Annotated in this window: 14 protein-coding genes; 9 read left to right on the top strand and 5 right to left on the bottom strand. The window is 47.7% G+C overall.

Annotated elements, in window-relative coordinates; translation table 11 throughout:
- Positions 1-114 precede the first annotated feature (114 nt).
- Positions 115-825, bottom strand: coding sequence for a pirin family protein (locus tag Q4Q50_RS06020; RefSeq protein ID WP_311889315.1), 711 nt, complete (start codon positions 823-825; stop codon positions 115-117).
- A gap of 12 nt (positions 826-837) precedes the next feature.
- Entirely contained in the window at positions 838-1281 is a 444-nt protein-coding gene (locus tag Q4Q50_RS06015; RefSeq protein ID WP_259213105.1) for a DoxX family protein, read from the bottom strand.
- Between the two features lie 230 nt (positions 1282-1511).
- Between Q4Q50_RS06015 and Q4Q50_RS06010 the strand changes: the two genes are divergently transcribed.
- Complete coding sequence (locus tag Q4Q50_RS06010) at positions 1512-2405, top strand: LysR family transcriptional regulator (protein ID WP_311898818.1); 894 nt, start codon at positions 1512-1514, stop codon at positions 2403-2405.
- An 85-nt stretch (positions 2406-2490) separates the two neighbouring features.
- Here Q4Q50_RS06010 and Q4Q50_RS06005 read toward each other — a convergent pair whose 3' ends face one another.
- Positions 2491-4236, bottom strand: a complete 1746-nt coding sequence (locus Q4Q50_RS06005; protein ID WP_311898817.1) for a bifunctional metallophosphatase/5'-nucleotidase — start codon at positions 4234-4236, stop codon at positions 2491-2493.
- Between the two features lie 144 nt (positions 4237-4380).
- Entirely contained in the window at positions 4381-5472 is a 1092-nt protein-coding gene (locus Q4Q50_RS06000) for a CNNM domain-containing protein (protein ID WP_311898816.1), read from the bottom strand.
- A 150-nt stretch (positions 5473-5622) separates the two neighbouring features.
- Between Q4Q50_RS06000 and rlmN the strand changes: the two genes are divergently transcribed.
- The 8 genes from rlmN (at position 5623) to der (ending at position 14639) form a co-directional block, all read left to right on the top strand.
- Positions 5623-6744, top strand: coding sequence for a dual-specificity RNA methyltransferase RlmN (gene rlmN, locus Q4Q50_RS05995; RefSeq protein ID WP_300479900.1), 1122 nt, complete (start codon positions 5623-5625; stop codon positions 6742-6744).
- A gap of 32 nt (positions 6745-6776) precedes the next feature.
- A complete protein-coding gene (gene pilW, locus Q4Q50_RS05990; protein ID WP_311898815.1) occupies positions 6777-7565 on the top strand; it encodes a type IV pilus biogenesis/stability protein PilW in 789 nt (262 codons plus the stop codon).
- Complete coding sequence (locus Q4Q50_RS05985) at positions 7562-8659, top strand: RodZ domain-containing protein (protein WP_311898814.1); 1098 nt, start codon at positions 7562-7564, stop codon at positions 8657-8659. Before pilW ends, Q4Q50_RS05985 begins: the two co-directional genes overlap by 4 nt.
- Positions 8660-8707: 48 nt before the next feature.
- Positions 8708-9823, top strand: coding sequence for a flavodoxin-dependent (E)-4-hydroxy-3-methylbut-2-enyl-diphosphate synthase (gene ispG, locus Q4Q50_RS05980; protein ID WP_006082482.1), 1116 nt, complete (start codon positions 8708-8710; stop codon positions 9821-9823).
- A gap of 145 nt (positions 9824-9968) precedes the next feature.
- Positions 9969-11249, top strand: a complete 1281-nt coding sequence (hisS, locus tag Q4Q50_RS05975) for a histidine--tRNA ligase (RefSeq protein WP_311898813.1) — start codon at positions 9969-9971, stop codon at positions 11247-11249.
- 24 nt (positions 11250-11273) lie between these two features.
- Positions 11274-11894, top strand: a complete 621-nt coding sequence (locus tag Q4Q50_RS05970) for a tetratricopeptide repeat protein (protein ID WP_259510797.1) — start codon at positions 11274-11276, stop codon at positions 11892-11894.
- An 11-nt stretch (positions 11895-11905) separates the two neighbouring features.
- A complete protein-coding gene (bamB, locus tag Q4Q50_RS05965) occupies positions 11906-13093 on the top strand; it encodes an outer membrane protein assembly factor BamB (RefSeq protein ID WP_006082479.1) in 1188 nt (395 codons plus the stop codon).
- Positions 13094-13172: 79 nt separating this feature from the next.
- The gene (gene der / locus Q4Q50_RS05960; RefSeq protein WP_106649962.1) at positions 13173-14639 is read left to right on the top strand and encodes a ribosome biogenesis GTPase Der; all 1467 of its coding nucleotides are present in this window, start codon (positions 13173-13175) and stop codon (positions 14637-14639) included.
- 241 nt (positions 14640-14880) lie between these two features.
- Here der and Q4Q50_RS05955 read toward each other — a convergent pair whose 3' ends face one another.
- Complete coding sequence (locus Q4Q50_RS05955) at positions 14881-18003, bottom strand: NAD(P)-binding protein (protein WP_311898812.1); 3123 nt, start codon at positions 18001-18003, stop codon at positions 14881-14883.
- Positions 18004-18117 lie beyond the last annotated feature (114 nt).

Here is an 18117-nt window from a genome sequence, read left to right as displayed (position 1 = left end):
TTATCAAGCTGGCATGTAATCACTGACTCAACGGTTTGCTCAATGACTTATTTAATCGTTTGCTCAATCGTTAAGCAGCTGTACTGAGTGGTTCAGTTAAGCCATTCGCTGGTATTACGCGTTAGCAGACAAGTCGAACACTAATGCGGTGACTTGGCCGCTTATTGCCGTAAAGTCGATACTGGCGAGTTGGGTCAGATGTGCGCCGTCCCCCGCCGTGAGTGTTGTGCCATTGATATCCAGCGTACCTTCAATCAATTGAACATACAGATGACGATCCGCTTGAGCGGCGCTTCTGGCCATCGTCACTTTTTCGCCTTCGCTTAATACTAAACGATATAAGGTTGCATCCTGTTGCACTTTCAGCGTGCCGTTTTCACCGTTTGGTGTCACCACAGCCGTCAGCGGTGAGCTCTGCTCGAATGCCTTTTGCTGATAACCCGCATCTATGCCTAAGGTATCTGGGCGGATCCAAATTTGTAAAAAGTGTAGCGGCTCAGTATTAGAAGCATTGAACTCGCTGTGGTAAATACCTTTACCCGCCGACATTAACTGAAACTCACCTGCGGGTAAGGTCTTGATATTGCCGAAGCTATCCTTGTGAGCGATAGTGCCGGATATCACGTAACTGATGATCTCCATATCTTTATGACCATGGGTATCAAAACCTGCGCCGGGCGTTACTCTGTCATCGTTGATGACTCTTAGGGATGATATCCCCATGTGCTCTGGGTCATAGTAGCTAGAGAAAGAGAAGGTATGTTGACTCTTTAGCCAGCCTAAGTCTGCTTGACCGCGGTCCTGTGCTTTTCTTAATGTGATCATCTTGCTTCCCCTTTATTTGATGCGGCTAGCGAATAGGTTATCGATAGCGAACTTACCGGCACCTGAAACCGCCAATGACACTGTGGCTGCTAGTAGGGCGAGACCAAATTCGTAACCGTTGTTGGCAAGGAACAGACCGTTGCCTATGTGTACTGAGAAAATCGCTATTATCATAGTGAATGACAATACGAGGGCGGTTGGGCGAGTCAGCAGGCCGAGTAACAGGAATAGGCCGCCGAAGAATTCACTTGAACCTGCCATCAGTGCCATTAAGTAACCTGGCGTCAGACCAATGGATGCCATCCATTGTCCAGTGCCTTCTAAGCCGTAACCACCGAACCAGCCAAACAGTTTTTGTGAACCATGGGCGATTAAGATAATCCCGATAGGAATACGCAGTGCCAGTGGGGCAAGACTAGGGGCTGATTTGAGTGTTTTTGCGATGAGTGCTTTCATGGGGTATTCCTTATTTCAAATTATTTGACAAGTGTTTAGTGTATTGTTTAATCAGTTTTAACTCAGTTTTTAAATCTGTTCTAACTTAACTTTACTCAGTGTCTACATCCGATTTCGGCAGTGAGTTCCGCAGAGCCTCTCCATTGCTAAGCAGTGTAGACTTGACCTTTGGCAAAGAAAATTGGAACATTTTCAATGCTGACTTCAAATAATTTGAATATGAGGTTTTTATGTTGCCATCTATTAGTCTCGATGGATTAATCGTACTCGATGCCATTGATAGAAAAGGCAGTTTTTCCGCAGCGGCCGAGTCCTTGTTCCGAGTGCCGTCGGCGCTGACCTACACAGTGCAGAAACTGGAAAGCGATTTAGGCACAAAATTATTTGAACGTAAGGGCCAACGCGCCGAACTGACCTTAGTCGGTCAACTTGTGCTGCGCCAAGGTCGAGAAATCCTTTCGGCAACGTCTAGGCTGGAAGAAGCGGTGCGTCAACTCGAGACCGGCTGGGAGTCTTCGTTAACCTTAGCAATCGATACTGTCGTGCCGGATTTACCCCTATTGCAGTTGATCGGGGAATTTACTGAGCTGGGTAAGCAAGTGACGGTGAACATCAGTGAAGAGTCCTTAGGTGGCGGCTGGGATGCGCTTTATTCGGGACGTGCCGATATTGCTATTGGTGTGACGGGTGAACTGCCAAAAGGTCAATATCATGTGGTCGAAATCGGTGAGTTGGAGTTTGTGTTTGCCTTAAATCCTGCCCACCCATTGGCGCAGCACGCCGGTCCTATTCCGACCGAGGCATTACTGCAATTCCCTTCCATTGTGGTGGCTGACAGTTCGACTGCCTTAGCGCAGCGCTCGAGCGGCTTATTTGATAGTCGTCAAGTGATCCGGGTGCCGAATATGCAGACCAAGATTAAAGCGCAGCAATTGGGACTTGGCGTAGGCTACATTCCAAAACACTTGATCTTAGATGCGTTGACGGCGGGAAGCTTAGTGGCTTGTCATGTGGAAATGCCGCGCCCACCCCAAGCTGTGTTTATGGCGTGGCGCAAAGACGCGCAGGGCAAGGCGCAGGATTGGTTTACTGCGCGTTTACCGCAATGTGATTGGCAATTTTAAGCTCAGGTTTGTTTAGCGCTTTGTAAGCAGCCACTCACTTTGCTCCTCACTGCATCAATGTTGACGCCATGAGGAGCATTGGTACTTAACTCATACGTTGGCTGTGGCTGGTGTAATGCACATGCTGTGACAGTAAATCAGACAGATTCGGTGAGCGATTTAAGAATCGAATAAATGCCTGTGGCAATGTCAGAGACTCCATCGACTCCTGCCAGCGGGCTTGCAGTAATGGATGATAGCCTTCCTTACCTGCAGCAGTGTAAGAGGTCGATACCCCGACATACAGTGACTCAGGCTCAACGGGATACCAAAGAGATTGGCTGTCCTGCTGCATCATCTCCAATCTAAATAAACGCTCGCCCAGTGGACGGCGGCCATCGTAGTAATACCGTAAGCCATAGGTGTAAGGGAAGCTACCCGCACCTGTGCCACGGACGCTGTTGTTGGTCGCCGCGTTAATCGCCGATTCGAGCGCTTGATAGAGGAACTGGCCTTGAATTTCATACTTAACCAGCGGCAATTCGAAGGGCAGTAATTGCCCCATCACATCCGCCAGTGTCAACTGGCCTTGGGCCACCGACTGGCGAACACCGCCAGCATTATGCAGGGCAAAGTTCACCCTAGGATCGACAAGCTTAGCTTCTTGGAACATGCTGCGACTCACCCAAGGCGCAATTTCACTGCCGTGGGGCAGGGCCTTAGAGGGCAGGCGCGTATGGACTAAGTTTTTTGGCACCAGTGCTAAGACTTTGTTCTCCATATCCGCGATGGCGGGTTTGTAGATGTCTCGGATCACGCCATCAATATCGGCATCGGCATCATCCCAAAGGACATTCGGGTGCTGACTGAGCTGTTGGCGCACCGCTTGGTAATCTTGATTATCCACAGCTGTGTTAGCACTTAAGATAAAGTGTTGATCCAGCATGAAATAGTTGCCGCCCTTTAAATTCAGCACTTTCCCTTCAGCATCAAACGTTATCTCGGCTAAGCCGACGACTTCGGCATATTTCCCCGCGTGCACTATCGGTGTGTTATTGATGACTTCACCGTAGGGTAGGTTGCTCAAACCTAAGGCGCGAAAATCGCCCTGTAGCGTATGCGTGTGACCGCCTACGATAAGGCTAATACCCTCGACTTCGGCCGCAAGGCGTTTATCTTGATCTAAGCCTAAGTGGCTGAGCACGATAATATGTTTGATGCCTTGATTTTTAAGGTGCTCAATCGTGCGTGCGGTTGTCGCGATAGCATCGACAAAATGAGTGTCGGGATCGGGGCGAGCGATCTCTTTCATTTGATCTAAGGTAATACCGACAATGGCTAACGTCTTATCGTGGAAAGGCTTAAGCAGATATTTCGCGCGTTTTTGCTCATGATCATAATCTAAGATATTAGGCAAACCACGCAGACAACCGGGTTTGTTGAGATCTTCTTGGCTTAAATCCATGTTGCCCGCAAGCAATGGGAAATCAATCTGCTTAGCAAACTCGGCAAGTCTGGCGTTACCTTCATCGATATCGTGGTTGCCAATGACCATAGCATCGGGCGCTAACAGATTGAGTAAGTGGGCGTTAGCCTTGCCTTTAAAATGGCTGAAATAAAGCGTGCCTTGGAAGCTGTCGCCACCGTGCAGGAAAACAAACGGCGTATTGGTTTGTGCGGCGGCTTGACGTGCCTTAGTGATGTGATGGCCGATGCGGGCATAACCACCGCTATGGCTGGTTACATCAAGCTTATGCTGGCCGAGGTTAAGGCTAAATTGGACGCGGCAGGGCTCAAAATTCGAATGGGTGTCATTAATGTGCGCGAGTGAGAGTGTGTAGCTCTGTGTCATAACTTACCTCTATTACGGCGGGTGAGTATATACCCAAGCGACCTCAAAATGCGAGGCTCAGAGGGTTCTGAGTTATCCGCATTCTAAAAGAATAAAGGGAGCTAGGCTCCCTTTATATTAACAAGCACTAAACTGGCTTAGCCTTTAGCCGGATTTGGCTTCGTCATCATCGGATGCGGCTTCAAAGTCACCGTCATCGGATAGGCGAATGCCTTTTTGCTTCATGCGCTTAGTCCAAAGTTTACGTGCTAATTGCTGCATATCGGTCGCGGGATCGTTTAAATCGACAATCTCTAAGCCTAACATAGATTCGATAATATCTTCTTGAGTCACAATACCTTGGCTACTGCCGTACTCGTCGACCACCATAGCAATTTGGGTGTTACGTTTAATCATACGCTCAAAAAGTGGCAGAATTTTTGCGGTTTCAGGCACCACAAATAAACTCCGTTTAAGCTCACCAATCGATGCCTCTGGTGTGTAACGCTCAGCCAGCAACACATCGGTACGGGTGATATAACCGATAATATCGTCATGATCCTGATCGTATACTGGAATACGGGTAAAAGGCTTGTCGCGATATTGACGTACAAACTCATTTTGAGTCAGATCCACTGGCAGCGAGAACATCACAGTGCGCGGTGTCATGATTGCTGTAACGGGCATATCACGTACCTTGAGCATTTGCGTCAGAATTTTCGACTCTTGCTCGTCAAGCTCACCGGATTCATGGCCGATTTTTGCCATCGCGCTCATTTCTTGGCGGATATATTGGCCTTCATCGCCTTTGCCCATCAGGCGAGTGACTTGCTGCGACATCCAGATCAGCGGTTTAGTGACACGCTTCATCCACGTCACGGCAACAGACACGCTCGGTGCGAGGCGACGCCAATGGTTGGCACCCAATGATTTAGGAATAATTTCTGAGAAGAACAGAATAATAAAGGTCAATAAGCCCGAGAAAACACCCAACATATCGTCACCAAATACTTTCGCTGCTTGCGCACCCGCAACGGCAGCGCCAACGGTATGAGCGATAGTATTTAGCGTAAGGATTGACACCAAAGGGGCTTCGACATTTTCTTTCAGTTTACGCAAGCGCGCGGCTGCGGCACTGTCAGTTTGTTCGAGTGATGCGATATAACTTGGGGTAACCGATAGCAGAACAGCTTCGAACACACTGCACAGAAAAGAAACTCCGACAGCGACAAGCACTATAATGATGAGGGTTAACATATAGGTGGAATTACAACTCCGTATTTTAGGCCAACATTAGCCCGTGGAGATTCTAGCATAGGTTAATTGAGTTACTGGCTAAAATTTATTTGCGTCTGTATAATTCGCCGCCCTGTTACAGGATCCGGTTTTGGTGTTGAGGTTAGCTATATGAGTGAAAAGAAGATCAATTTATTAGACCTTGATCGTAAGGCGATGCGCGCATTATTTGCGGACATGGGAGAGAAACCCTTTCGTGCCGATCAGCTCATGAAATGGCTATATCATTTCGGCGTCAGTGACTTCGAAGAGATGACCAACATCAACAAAGTGTTACGTCAAAAATTGGCGGCTCGCTGCGAGATCGTTGCGCCGGAAATTTCGAGCTTCCAAAAATCGACCGACGGGACGATTAAATTCGCAATCAATGTTGGTCAAGGCCAAGAAGTTGAAACGGTTTATATTCCTGAGGATGACCGCGCGACCTTGTGCGTTTCATCCCAAGTGGGTTGTGCACTGGAATGTACTTTCTGCTCTACGGGGCAGCAAGGGTTTAACCGTAACTTAACGGTTTCTGAAATCGTCGGCCAAATCTGGCGTGTATCGCACTTTTTAGGTTTTGCTAAAGACACGGGCGAGCGTCCTATTACTAACGTCGTGATGATGGGCATGGGCGAGCCATTGCTCAACCTAGCCAATGTGATCCCAGCAATGGACATCATGCTCGATGATTTTGGTTTTAGCTTATCAAAACGCCGCGTGACCTTATCAACATCAGGCGTAGTGCCTGCGTTAGATAAATTGGGTGATGCGCTTGATGTGGCACTTGCAGTCAGTATCCATGCGCCAAATGATGAGCTGCGTGACATTCTGGTCCCAATCAATAAAAAATATCCGCTGGATGAGTTTTTAGCGGGTATTCGTCGTTATATCGCCAAATCTAATGCAAACCGTGGACGCGTGACGGTTGAATACGTGATGCTAGATCATATCAACGACAGCACAGATCAAGCCCATGAGTTAGCTAAGTTGATGAAAGATACACCTTGTAAGGTGAATCTGATCCCATTCAACCCGTATCCAGGCTCGCCTTACGGCCGTTCATCTAACTCTCGTATAGACCGTTTTTCTAAGGTGTTAATGGAGTACGGTTTTACTGTGATCGTGCGTAAAACCCGTGGCGATGATATTGATGCAGCTTGTGGTCAGTTAGCTGGTGATATTCGCGATAGAACGAAACGTTTAGCAAAAAAACGCATGCAAGAAAACCAGATTTCAGTCACAATGAATTAACTCTTTGTTTGCACAGATTTATAGGCTTGCCCATGAAGCATGGATTGCCAAGGTTTTCGTTGATTTTAACCCTGTCATTATTGATGACAGGGTGCGTCACTGAGCGTACTTATACTGGGACAGATATTCCTGTTTCGGAACGAAAGTTAGACAAAGTCGCCGCCGCGCGCGAGCGTTTGCAGCTCGGCTTAACCTATTTAAATCGAGGTAACTCGGAACAAGCCAAATACAATCTTGATAAAGCATTAGAATATGCTCCAGAGCTCGAAGATGTGCATACTGCTTTGGCTTATTACTACCAAACCGTGGGCGATCTAGTACGTACCGAAGAGTCGTACATGAATGCCATTAGTACCAAGGACGCCTCTGGCGATTCCATGAATAATTTCGGGGTGTTTTTGTGTCAACAAAAGCAATACGACAAAGCTGAAAAAATGTTTTTGGCCGCAATCGAGATGCCTAAATATACGCGAACGGCTTCAAGCTACGAGAACTTAGGTCTCTGTAGCCGTGAAGCAGGACAAGCAGAAAAGGCACGACAGTATTTTCAGATGGCGTTAAAGTATGACCCGAGAAGATCGGTGTCATTGCTGGAGTTGGCAGAGTTAGAAGTCGACCAAGGTGATTTTATTCAGGCGCGAAACCAATTAGCGCGATATCACCAAGTGGCTGAGCAAACTCCAGAAAGTTTAGCGCTCGGAATCAAAATAGAGCAGGCAGTGAATGATGATGCCGCTGTGAAGAGATTTGGTATTTTATTGCTTGCCAAATTCCCAGCATCACCTCAGGCCAAGCAATACAGAGTTAATTTGCATCAATGAAAGATCATGAAACCAATGCGCCAGTTGAGTCGGTAGCACCGCAATCAGTCGCGCTAGATGTAACGCTTGGAACTTTATTAAAAGACGCCCGTGAAAAAATGGGCCTTAGCATTCAAGATGCGGCGATTAAACTGCATCTACGTCCTCGCATTATTGAAGACATTGAAGCTGACAATTTTACCAATATTGCCTCATCCACTTATGTTCGTGGTTATGTAAAAAACTATGCCCGTATGGTCAGCGCGGATGCGGCTTTGATTGAAGCGTGTTTAGTGCGCCAAGTGCCTGTGGTGACTGAGCCTGCAATGCAAAGCTTTTCCCGTAAAACGACTTATCAAGCGCGCGATACGCGTTTAACTTGGCTGAGTATTTTTATCGTTATTGTGTTACTCGGCTCGTTAGTCGTCTGGTGGATGCAAAAAACGACTTTGTTAAGCACTATTGATGTATCGAAACCCACGGCAGAAGAGGTCGCCGCCGCGAACCAAACGCTACCTGGTGACGTACTATTGACCGAAACCGATGCGAGTCAACAATTGACCGACATCGCGGCTAACGGCTCTATGTCAATTGACGGTCCGATTAAAGATACCGATGCCAGCACTATTGATGTGAGCACTGGGCCTACTGACAATAATTATCCTCAAACGGTTGATACGAGTAATGAAGATGGTGGCTCGGCTAATGCTGCAACCACAGCGTCTCAAACGGCCTCTTCGGTAGCTGAACAGACGGTAGCTCAACAGACGGTTGTGCAACAGCCTGCAACTCAGCCCGTTGCAACTGCAATACCTTTGCCTGTTTCAACATCGCCAGCCACAGCGACCAATACTCTGGTGGCCGCTGCCGGTGAATCGATTATCAAGGTACAGTTAACCGGTGATTGCTGGATAAACATTGTCGATGCTAAAGGCAAAGCCTTAGTCGATGGTGTGAAAGGCGCCGGCGCTGCTGTACAAGTGAGCGGTGTGCCACCGTTTAAAATTATTTTAGGGGCGCCCCATGTGGCGACCTTAAGCTTAGATGGTCAAATGGTTAGCTTAGCGGATTTCCCCAAGGGACGTGTCGCACGTTTAACCTTGCCGAGAGCCTAACGACCGCGTAATGATCTGCAGCACGTACCGAAATAGAGCGTATTAAGCATGTATAATGAAACTCCCATAAAAAGACGTCCTTCCACCCGCATCTATGTGGGTAATGTACCGATTGGTGATGGGGCGCCGATTGCCGTTCAGTCAATGACCAATACTAAGACCACAGACGTTGAAGCGACTATCGCTCAAATTCGTGCCTTGGAAAAAGTCGGTGCCGACATAGTACGTGTCTCAGTACCGACTATGGATGCGGCTGAAGCTTTTAAACTCATTAAGCAAGCGGTCAACGTGCCTTTAGTGGCCGACATCCATTTCGATTATCGCATTGCCTTAAAAGTTGCTGAGTATGGTGTCGATTGCTTGCGTATTAATCCGGGTAACATTGGCAATGAAGAGCGTATTCGCAGCGTGGTTGAATGCGCCCGTGACCACAATATTCCTATACGTATTGGGGTGAATGGCGGTTCATTAGAGAAAGATCTGATGGACAAGTACAAAGAGCCCACGCCACAAGCATTGCTCGAATCAGCCATGCGCCATGTGGATATTCTGGACAGGTTGAACTTCGACCAATTCAAGGTCAGCGTGAAAGCCTCCGACGTGTTTTTAGCGGTTGAATCCTATCGTTTATTGGCAAAGCAAATTCGTCAACCCTTGCATTTGGGTATTACTGAAGCGGGCGGCGCACGCGCGGGTTCAGTTAAATCGGCAGTGGGTTTAGGCATGTTATTGGCCGAAGGTATCGGTGATACCCTGCGTATTTCCCTTGCCGCCGATCCTGTCGAAGAAATTAAAGTCGGTTTTGACATTTTAAAATCGCTGCGGATCCGTAGCCGCGGGATTAACTTCATCGCCTGCCCATCTTGCTCCCGTCAAGAGTTTGATGTGATAAGCACAGTCAATGAGTTAGAGCGTCGCCTCGAAGACGTGACTACTGCTATGGATGTGTCTATTATCGGCTGCGTAGTGAACGGTCCAGGCGAAGCCTTAGTGTCGCACATCGGGTTAACCGGCGGACATAATAAGAGCGGATATTACGACGAGGGCGAACGTCAAAAAGAACGTTTTGATAACGACAACATTGTCGATTCCCTCGAAGCGAAAATTCGCGCTAAGGCCAGTCAAATGGCGAACCGTATTCAAATAAAAGACACAACTGAGTAATATGCATCTGCATTTGGGCACAGATTACGCCTAATGATTTTGAGCTAGGCCCCGAAACCGACGGGGTCGTTTTACGTTTTACGTTCAAAAGCCTATAATGCGTGACATTTTTTATTAATTTAGCTAAATCGGACGAGTCGATACAGTGGCAAAACAGATCCAAGCGATTCGCGGAATGAATGACATTCTGCCAACTCAAAGTCCTCTATGGCAAAAAGTGGAAGCGGTACTACGTTCGAGCGTCAGTGCTTACGGTTACAGCGAAATCCGCACTCCAATAGTGGAAAATACCGATCTCTTTAAACGCTCTATCGGTGAAGTGACTGATATTGTTGAAAAAGAAATGTATACCTTCGCAGATAATAACGGTGACAGCTTAACGCTGCGCCCAGAAGGTACGGCATCGACAGTGCGTGCGGGTAACGAAAACGGTCTGCTGTATAACCAAGAACAACGTCTTTGGTATATGGGTCCTATGTTCCGCCACGAGCGTCCACAAAAAGGTCGCTATCGCCAATTTAACCAATTTGGCGTGGAAGTGTATGGCATAGGCACAGCGGATATTGATGCTGAAGTCTTGATGCTATCGGCGCGCCTGTGGGAAAAACTCGGTATTAGCGATCACGTATCGTTAGAGCTGAACACCTTAGGCGATCCTGCTGAACGCGCGGTTTACCGTGATGCCTTGATTGCGTTTTTAGAGCAGCATAAAGATGCGCTCGATGAAGACAGCAAGCGTCGCATGTACAGCAATCCGCTGCGGGTATTGGATTCAAAAGATCAAAATGTCCAAGCTATTTTGGCTGGTGCACCTGAGTTGATGGATTTCCTCGGTGAAGAATCGAAGACACATTTTTCACAATTGCGTGAACTACTTGATGCTGTGGGTATCAAATACACCATTAATCCGCGCCTTGTTCGTGGTTTAGATTACTATAATCGCACTGTATTTGAATGGGTTACATCGAGTTTAGGCTCGCAAGGTACAGTACTTGCGGGTGGTCGCTATGACGGCTTAGTCGCCCAGTTAGGCGGTAAAGATACCCCAGCAGTGGGTTTCGCCATGGGCTTAGAGCGCATTGTCTTGCTGCTTGAAACCTTAGAACTGAACAAAGATATTCCGCCAGAAGTGGATGTGTATGTTACTGCTATGGGTGATAGCTGTCTGGTTGAAGCGATTAAAGTTGCGCAGGAATTACGCAGTGCGCTGCCAAACCTTAAAGTGATGAGTCACTGCGGTGGCGGTAATGTGAAAAAACAAATGAAACGTGCCGATAAAAGCGGTGCAGCTGTCGCCTTACTGATTGGTGAAGATGAACTGGCCGAAGGCATGGTGACAGTGAAATATTTACGCAATGATAACGAACAACAACGGGTAGCTCGAAGTGCCTTAGGCGCATTTTTGGCTGAACTGGCCATTAAGTAATAGATCATATAAGGGGACGTGCGCGTGGAAATTTATAGCACAGAAGAACAACAAGTTGATGCTATCAAGCAGTTCTGGAAAGACTATGGAACCTCGATTTTTATTGGGGCGGTCGTTGGTTTAGGCGGCCTGTATGCGTGGAATTATTATTCTGACGTTAAAGTGGCCCAAGCGGAAGAAGCCTCAAAAGCTTTCCACGAGTTGACCACTAAATCAAGCGACGAAGCCGCTATGCTGGCGGGCGTCGCTGAGTTTTCTAAAAGTCATGATCAAAAGGGCTATCAAGCGCTACTAGAACTGATCGTGGCAAAAACTGCGGTAGAAGCCAAGGATTACCCTAAAGCAATCGAAGCCTTGAACAAGGTTATCGCGGCTAAGCCAGGTGCTGGTTTAGATGTGATTGCAACTTTACGTGTAGCCCGAATCCAAGCCGAGCAAGGTCAAATAGACGCTGCTCTGGCGACCTTAGATCAAGTCACAGATAAAGCTTTCTTCGCCCAGCGCGATGAATTAAAAGGTGATTTCTTAGTACGTCAAGGTGAAGTTGAGAAAGCGAAAACAGCTTATCAAGCTGCCATGGACAATGGTGGTGTGGTGACAAGCCCAGCGCTTAAAATCAAACTTGATAGCCTAAATCAGGCATAAGGGATCCCTTGATGAAGTCTTGGTGCAAAAACCTGCTAGCCGCCGGATTAAGTCTGGCCATGTTATCCGCCTGTTCGTCGAGCGATGTTGAAGACGAGCCTGTCAGTGAGTTAACTGCAATTCAGGCGACAGTGTTCCCTGAAGTAAGTTGGAGCGCCTCTGTCGGTGATGGTGTGGGTGATTATTATTCTCGCCTCGCTCCCGCAGTCCGTTATGGAAAAATCTTTGCTGCCGATCGTTATGGCGAAGTCACCGCGTTTGATGAAGCGACTGGTGAGCGCGTTTGGACTAAAGATTTCAGCGAAGAATTTCGTGATAACGCGTTAGCAAAAAACAAAGGTGCGCGTATTGCCGCCGGTGTGACTGCTGCGCGTAATAAAGTCTTTTTAGGTGGTGAAAGTGGGCTGTTAGCTGCGCTGAACGCCGAAGATGGCCAAGTGTTATGGCATGTGATTGCGGGCGGAGAATTATTATCAGCACCAACGGTTGCCGATGACGTCGTGGTTGTCAGCACCAGCTCAGGTTCACTCGAAGCTTTTAACGTCGATACTGGCGCTAAGTTATGGGTGTATGAAATGCAATTGCCGAATCTGACCCTGCGCGGTACAGGTTCTGCAGCTTATGAAGCGGGTGGTTTCTTCATCGGTACTGCCGATGGCAAAGTGGCTGTTGTGATTAAAAACAATGGTCAAGCTGCATGGGAACAGGCGATTTACAATCCAACTGGCGGTAACGAGTTTACGCGTATGGCCGACGTGGATATGACGCCGCTGATCCTTGGCGACAACTTATATGCGGTGAGCTACAACGGCAACTTAGTGTCGATGGAACTGCGCACGGGTCGAGTTGTGTGGACACGTAAGTATTCTAGCTTTAACGAGTTAGCATCAGCGGGCTTAAGTTTGTTCGTCGTTGACGACCACAGCCGTATCTACTCAGTTGATAAACGTAACGGTCTAGAACTGTGGAGCAACTCTGAGTTAGCTAACCGCACTCTGACGTCACCAGCTGTGTATAAAGACTATTTAGTTGTGGGTGATTTCGAAGGTTATTTACACTTCATCGATCGCAGTACAGGGACGATTGTGGGTCGTGTCCAAGTGGACAGCTCTGGATTATACAGCCAGCCATTAGTGGTTGACGATAAAATCTATGTTCAAGGTCGCAGTGGAAAGTTAGCTGTTGTAACACTTCCATAGTTAAAAGTGTTATCCTTGTAGAGCCCCTGGAAGTGTGTTCCGGGGGCTTTTTATTGAAAAGTTTTTTAGAGGCAAAATCATGATCCCTGTAGTGGCCCTTGTTGGTCGGCCGAACGTCGGTAAATCCACCCTATTTAATCGCCTTACGCGCACGCGTGATGCGCTGGTTGCTGACTTTCCTGGCCTAACACGTGACCGTAAATATGGTCGAGCATTCTTATCCGGCTATGAGTTCATTGTGGTCGATACCGGCGGTATCGATGGCACTGAAGAAGGGATCGAGACGAAAATGGCCGAGCAATCCCTTGCCGCCATTGAAGAAGCCGATGTTGTTCTATTTATGACTGATGCGCGCGCAGGTTTAACCTCTGCGGATCTGTCGATTGCACAGCACTTACGTAGCCGTGAAAAAACCACCTTCGTCGTCGCTAACAAGGTGGACGGTATTGATGCCGATTCTGCCTGCGCCGAGTTTTGGTCTTTAGGTCTAGGTGAAGTTTACCAAATGGCAGCGTCTCAAGGACGCGGCGTGACCAACATGATCGAATACGCGCTGACTCCTTATGCCGAAGCGATGGGCATAGTGCGTCAAGACGAAGGCGAAGTGACCGAAGAGCGTGAATATACCGAAGAAGAAGCCGAAGCTGAACAAAAGCGTCTGCAAGATTTGCCTATCAAGCTGGCGATCATCGGTAAACCGAACGTCGGTAAGTCAACCCTGACTAACCGTATTCTAGGTGAAGAGCGCGTTGTGGTATTTGATGAGCCCGGCACAACCCGTGACAGTATTTATATTCCAATGGAACGTGAAGGTCGCGAGTACGTGATTATCGATACCGCGGGTGTTCGTCGCCGCAGTAAAGTACATCAAGTCATTGAGAAATTCTCAGTGATCAAAACCTTGAAAGCGGTTGAAGATGCTAACGTGGTGTTACTTATCATCGATGCCCGTGAAGGTATCGCCGAGCAAGATTTGGGTCTGTTAGGTTTCGCGCTCAATGCGGGTCGCGCTTTGGTTATTGCCGTCAACAAGTGGGATGGTATCGACCAAGGTATTAAAGATCGCGTGAAGAGCGAGCTTGACCGTCGTCTTGGCTTTATCGACTTTGCTCGTATTCACTTTATTTCGGCGCTGCACGGTACTGGTGTTGGCCATTTATTTGAATCGATTGAAGAAGCCTACGACAGTGCCACACGCCGCGTCAGTACTTCTATGCTGACACGTATCATGCAAATGTCGCAGGATGATCACCAGCCGCCATTAGTGAATGGTCGCCGTGTGAAGCTTAAATACGCGCACGCAGGTGGTTACAATCCACCAATCGTGGTGATCCACGGTAACCAAGTTAGCAAGCTGCCAGACTCGTATAAGCGCTACATGATGAACTACTTCCGTCGTTCATTGAAAGTGGTGGGTACGCCAATCCAGCTGCGTTTCCAAGAGGGTGATAACCCATTTGAAAACAAGACTGAGAAGTTGACTATGAGCCAAGAACGTCGTCGCAAGCGCGCACAAAGCCATATCAAAGACAGAAAAACCAAATAGTGTTTTTTACCAGACACATTTGAAACAAAAGGAACCTTAGGGTTCCTTTTGTGTTTTAAGACTGTTTAATCAGGGTTTACATCAATATCAATGTCCTCTAGAGAGTAGATTCCGATAATTAGATTAAATATGGCTAGCAGATTAAACCAGCAACATACCTAACTTAATATCTCGAATATTTTAGACAACTGTCTGTATCGGTCGTGCTCTTTTGTTTAGCATTTAGCTGCTCAACAGGAACTTAGAAGTCTTTCTCGCCTTTTATTAAGGCTGGATGACCCGATATGGCTTTTGAGGTGTGCATACCCGCCATCGTCGCCGCTTCGACGCAGCCCGCATTAAGGCCTGTCTTTATCCAATCGCCCGTCATATACAAGTTATCTATCCCTGTGCCATCTGTTGTGATGCGATACTGCGAACTGTCCTTAACCGACAACACATAACGTTCGGATGGGTCTACATTCGCGCGCCAATATTGGCTATCGAAGCGTGCAACGCCTTGACGGTCTTGTTCATCGTGAAGCCATTCCCAAGGGAAGCTATCACCGACATTTTGCCAAAGCTTATGGATTTCGGTATTGAGTTGGTGGATAGCACCGGTTTTAGCTTCTAAGGTTTTCCGTTGTTGGAAATCCACATCCGAGCTTGGTGGATAGGCTTCGACAGGCAATGCAGAGCAAAAGTAGCTGGCGTTTTTAGGTTCTAAACCGCGCCAATCTTCTTTGTCTAGCAGTTGGTTCATCGATGCCCAAGTATCAAAGGGTTCGGTGAAACCCGATAATACGGGTTCCTCGCCATCTTCAGAGTAATTAGGCCAGCCTATTCCATTCAGATCTTGATTCATCCACAGTTGATAGGCTTGAGTCGCAACGGTTTGCACCTTATCAACGCAAAGTGTGAGGGCGGGGCTTTGTGCCATGACTTCACTCGCCACATGGGGTACAGAACCGATGGAAAGACCGAAGATGACTTTGTCAAAATCCACCCCTTTGACTAAGCGCTTTTTCGGCAGGGCTTTGCCAAAGTGCGCTTCATACACGCTGTCCCAATCGCTCCAGAAGTGTTCCAGATTGATATTATGGGCTTTAAGCAACGCCGCTTGTTCAGGCTCAAGCTGCTCATAATTGGGCGTACTCGGCCAGCAGGCGAGACCTTTCACATCGACCAAGGGATCGTAGCTTGTGACTGTCGGCGCCAGAGCTACTTGCTCAGTGATCTCAATCGCTTGAATACTTTGATTACGGCATTCGAGGTTATCGACGCGATTGAAGTAGTGGAAGTTGACGCCACGGCGTTTGAGCACTTCATAGAAAGGGGTAAAGACCACATCGCCCATTCCCGCCTGCATTTTCCACATTACGCCACCTTGATAGCAGAGGGCGATACGCAGCATTGCGCGGATAATTGTGCCCGCTTCGACATTGGGTTTGTCGAAGTTACCTTTCTCATAGGCGAAGACTAAGTCGTAAAAACCGCGCACGGGTGCGCTGTCGACTGTGTACTTAAGGCTGGCGCCGTGTTTGGTTAACCATTCGCGATAATCATAACCATTGATGGCATCGAAGCCTTTCTCAAATACATCGTCGGCAAACATGCCCTTGAGGATCGTGAGTCCGAGATCGGCAGCAATATACAAGTGACGCAGTTCGTCATTGTTATCTAAATGGCCGCTAAAACGTTTCACGAGTCGTTTATGCAGGGCATCGACAGCGGATTCTACCAATCCATCGTCACTTTCACTGTGGACATGCTCATCGCACTCGCGGCCAATCATTTGATTGAAATGGCATTCGAGCTTATCGCCGAGCGCGTCGAGTGATTCTTTAGCATCTTCGACTGAATCCTCTAACTTATCTTTTAAGCGTTCAAACCAGCTGCTATCGAGCCAGTTTTTAGGTGTTCCCGTGGCTTTTTCATCGGCATCAAGCAAGTCATCCATGTCCTTGAGCCATTCCTTGATCCACGCAAAGGCGACTTTAACAACTTTCCAGAAGGTGAGAGTTTCGGTGCCATCACCAGGAATGCCGGGTAGCGTCGGGAAAGTGATCGGCCAACTCACAGAACGGCCATCGACCTCTTCTTGTAATACGATGAAGTTATGGGGTTTAAAGGCATCAAGAAAGGTCGCGAGCGGCGCGTGTGCTGGTCTATCCAATTCTTCATACGCTTTACGCATCAGGGCAAACGCGTTTTGATAGAAACCAAACCAAATATGTAAGCCATGTTCTTCGATGCGTTGTCCCATAGCAGCATTGCGACCACTTGCCCCTTTTCCGCCAATACGCCAGCCGAGTTGGTAGACATCAATCTCGTATTGATTCTGCCAGCCGGGTTTGTCGGTCAGATAACAGGCTGCGGTCATTGCCGCGACACCGCCACCGAGAATGGCTATTTTCTGTTTTTTGATTTCGGAGTTATCAACTAATACTTCACCGGGTGGGACTTCAAAATCAAAGTTCACATGGTAAGGCAGTAAGACATGCTGCTCGCCAATCTCGACCCCGAGCGTGTCCTGTAACGGGAAGCTGGCATTATCAAAAATGGTCGCGACAAAATCATTTTTGAGCAGGGCAACACTGTGCACTTTATTCACTTGGGCTGGCGCGGCGACGATGGCTTGATAAACGGCTTTTTGTCCCGAAGAGTCGGGGAACTGTTTTAGAAATACTTGATCGATAGCGGGTTTAAATAACAGATGAAACAGCTGCTCTTCGCCAAGCTGGTCGAGTTCTGGAATAAAATCGGTTTGTTCTTTAAAGAGTTGCCAGGTTTGAGTTATCGCTTCAAGGGTGGAAAGCTGCGCCTCGGGTTTGGCATCGCAATTCACCTCAATTAATGGATGCAGGGCAAGTTCGGTTTCGGGCGAAAAGTGTAAAAAGCTTTTGGTAGCAAGGGATAATCGCGTCAGAGGTTCACCCACAGCAGGCATAGTGTATTCACATAAATATTTAGGATAACCAAAGAGTTCACGGCCATTAATTAAGGCCATGGCATCGTTCACCCAAATGTGTAGCGGCTGAAAATACACTTGGCTGATTTGTGTGCTGTCGCTACTATCTTGGCGCCCGACCATGACCCAAGTGATGATGTCTGTTTCTTGGATCCAACCCTTGGCTCTGTCTTCTGGATAAGCGGAATAGGCTTTTTCAATTTGAGTGAAGGTTGTCAGTACGTAGGGAGATAACACCCTAAAATACATTGCACTACCGGCAACTTGATTCAAGGTCTTATCAATAGAGCGTTGCAGGTTTACTTGTTTCCCCTTTAGAAAAAAACCGTACATATCGGCTTTGTTTAACACTAAGGGGGAGTGCATCAACATACTGCCTTGGGGATAAATAAAGTCGGGGCGCTGTTTTTCCATGGTGTTCATCCTTAAATTTCAGTGTAAGTCCAATGGCTTGGGAGTCATAACCCAAAAAGCATAGGGCAAATAAGCCATTAAGCCCATTGATTTTACAATTGATTTTTTAAGAAT

The sequence above is a fragment of the Shewanella scandinavica genome (assembly GCF_031932065.1).
Lineage (GTDB): Bacteria > Pseudomonadota > Gammaproteobacteria > Enterobacterales > Shewanellaceae > Shewanella > Shewanella baltica.
Note: the sequence above shows the minus strand (reverse complement) of the source record. Positions and strands in the feature narration are given on the sequence as shown.

Bases quoted from the DNA above. Each gene is read 5' to 3' on its own strand.
- Q4Q50_RS06020 (WP_311889315.1), bottom strand. From the start codon at position 825: ATGATCACATTAAGAAAAGCACAGGACCGCGGTCAAGCAGACTTAGGC.
- Q4Q50_RS06015 (WP_259213105.1), bottom strand. From the start codon at position 1,281: ATGAAAGCACTCATCGCAAAAACACTCAAATCAGCCCCTAGTCTTGCC.
- Q4Q50_RS06010 (WP_311898818.1), top strand. From the start codon at position 1,512: ATGTTGCCATCTATTAGTCTCGATGGATTAATCGTACTCGATGCCATT.
- Q4Q50_RS06005 (WP_311898817.1), bottom strand. From the start codon at position 4,236: ATGACACAGAGCTACACACTCTCACTCGCGCACATTAATGACACCCAT.
- Q4Q50_RS06000 (WP_311898816.1), bottom strand. From the start codon at position 5,472: ATGTTAACCCTCATCATTATAGTGCTTGTCGCTGTCGGAGTTTCTTTT.
- rlmN (WP_300479900.1), top strand. From the start codon at position 5,623: ATGAGTGAAAAGAAGATCAATTTATTAGACCTTGATCGTAAGGCGATG.
- pilW (WP_311898815.1), top strand. From the start codon at position 6,777: ATGAAGCATGGATTGCCAAGGTTTTCGTTGATTTTAACCCTGTCATTA.
- Q4Q50_RS05985 (WP_311898814.1), top strand. From the start codon at position 7,562: ATGAAAGATCATGAAACCAATGCGCCAGTTGAGTCGGTAGCACCGCAA.
- ispG (WP_006082482.1), top strand. From the start codon at position 8,708: ATGTATAATGAAACTCCCATAAAAAGACGTCCTTCCACCCGCATCTAT.
- bamB (WP_006082479.1), top strand. From the start codon at position 11,906: ATGAAGTCTTGGTGCAAAAACCTGCTAGCCGCCGGATTAAGTCTGGCC.
- der (WP_106649962.1), top strand. From the start codon at position 13,173: ATGATCCCTGTAGTGGCCCTTGTTGGTCGGCCGAACGTCGGTAAATCC.
- Q4Q50_RS05955 (WP_311898812.1), bottom strand. From the start codon at position 18,003: ATGGAAAAACAGCGCCCCGACTTTATTTATCCCCAAGGCAGTATGTTG.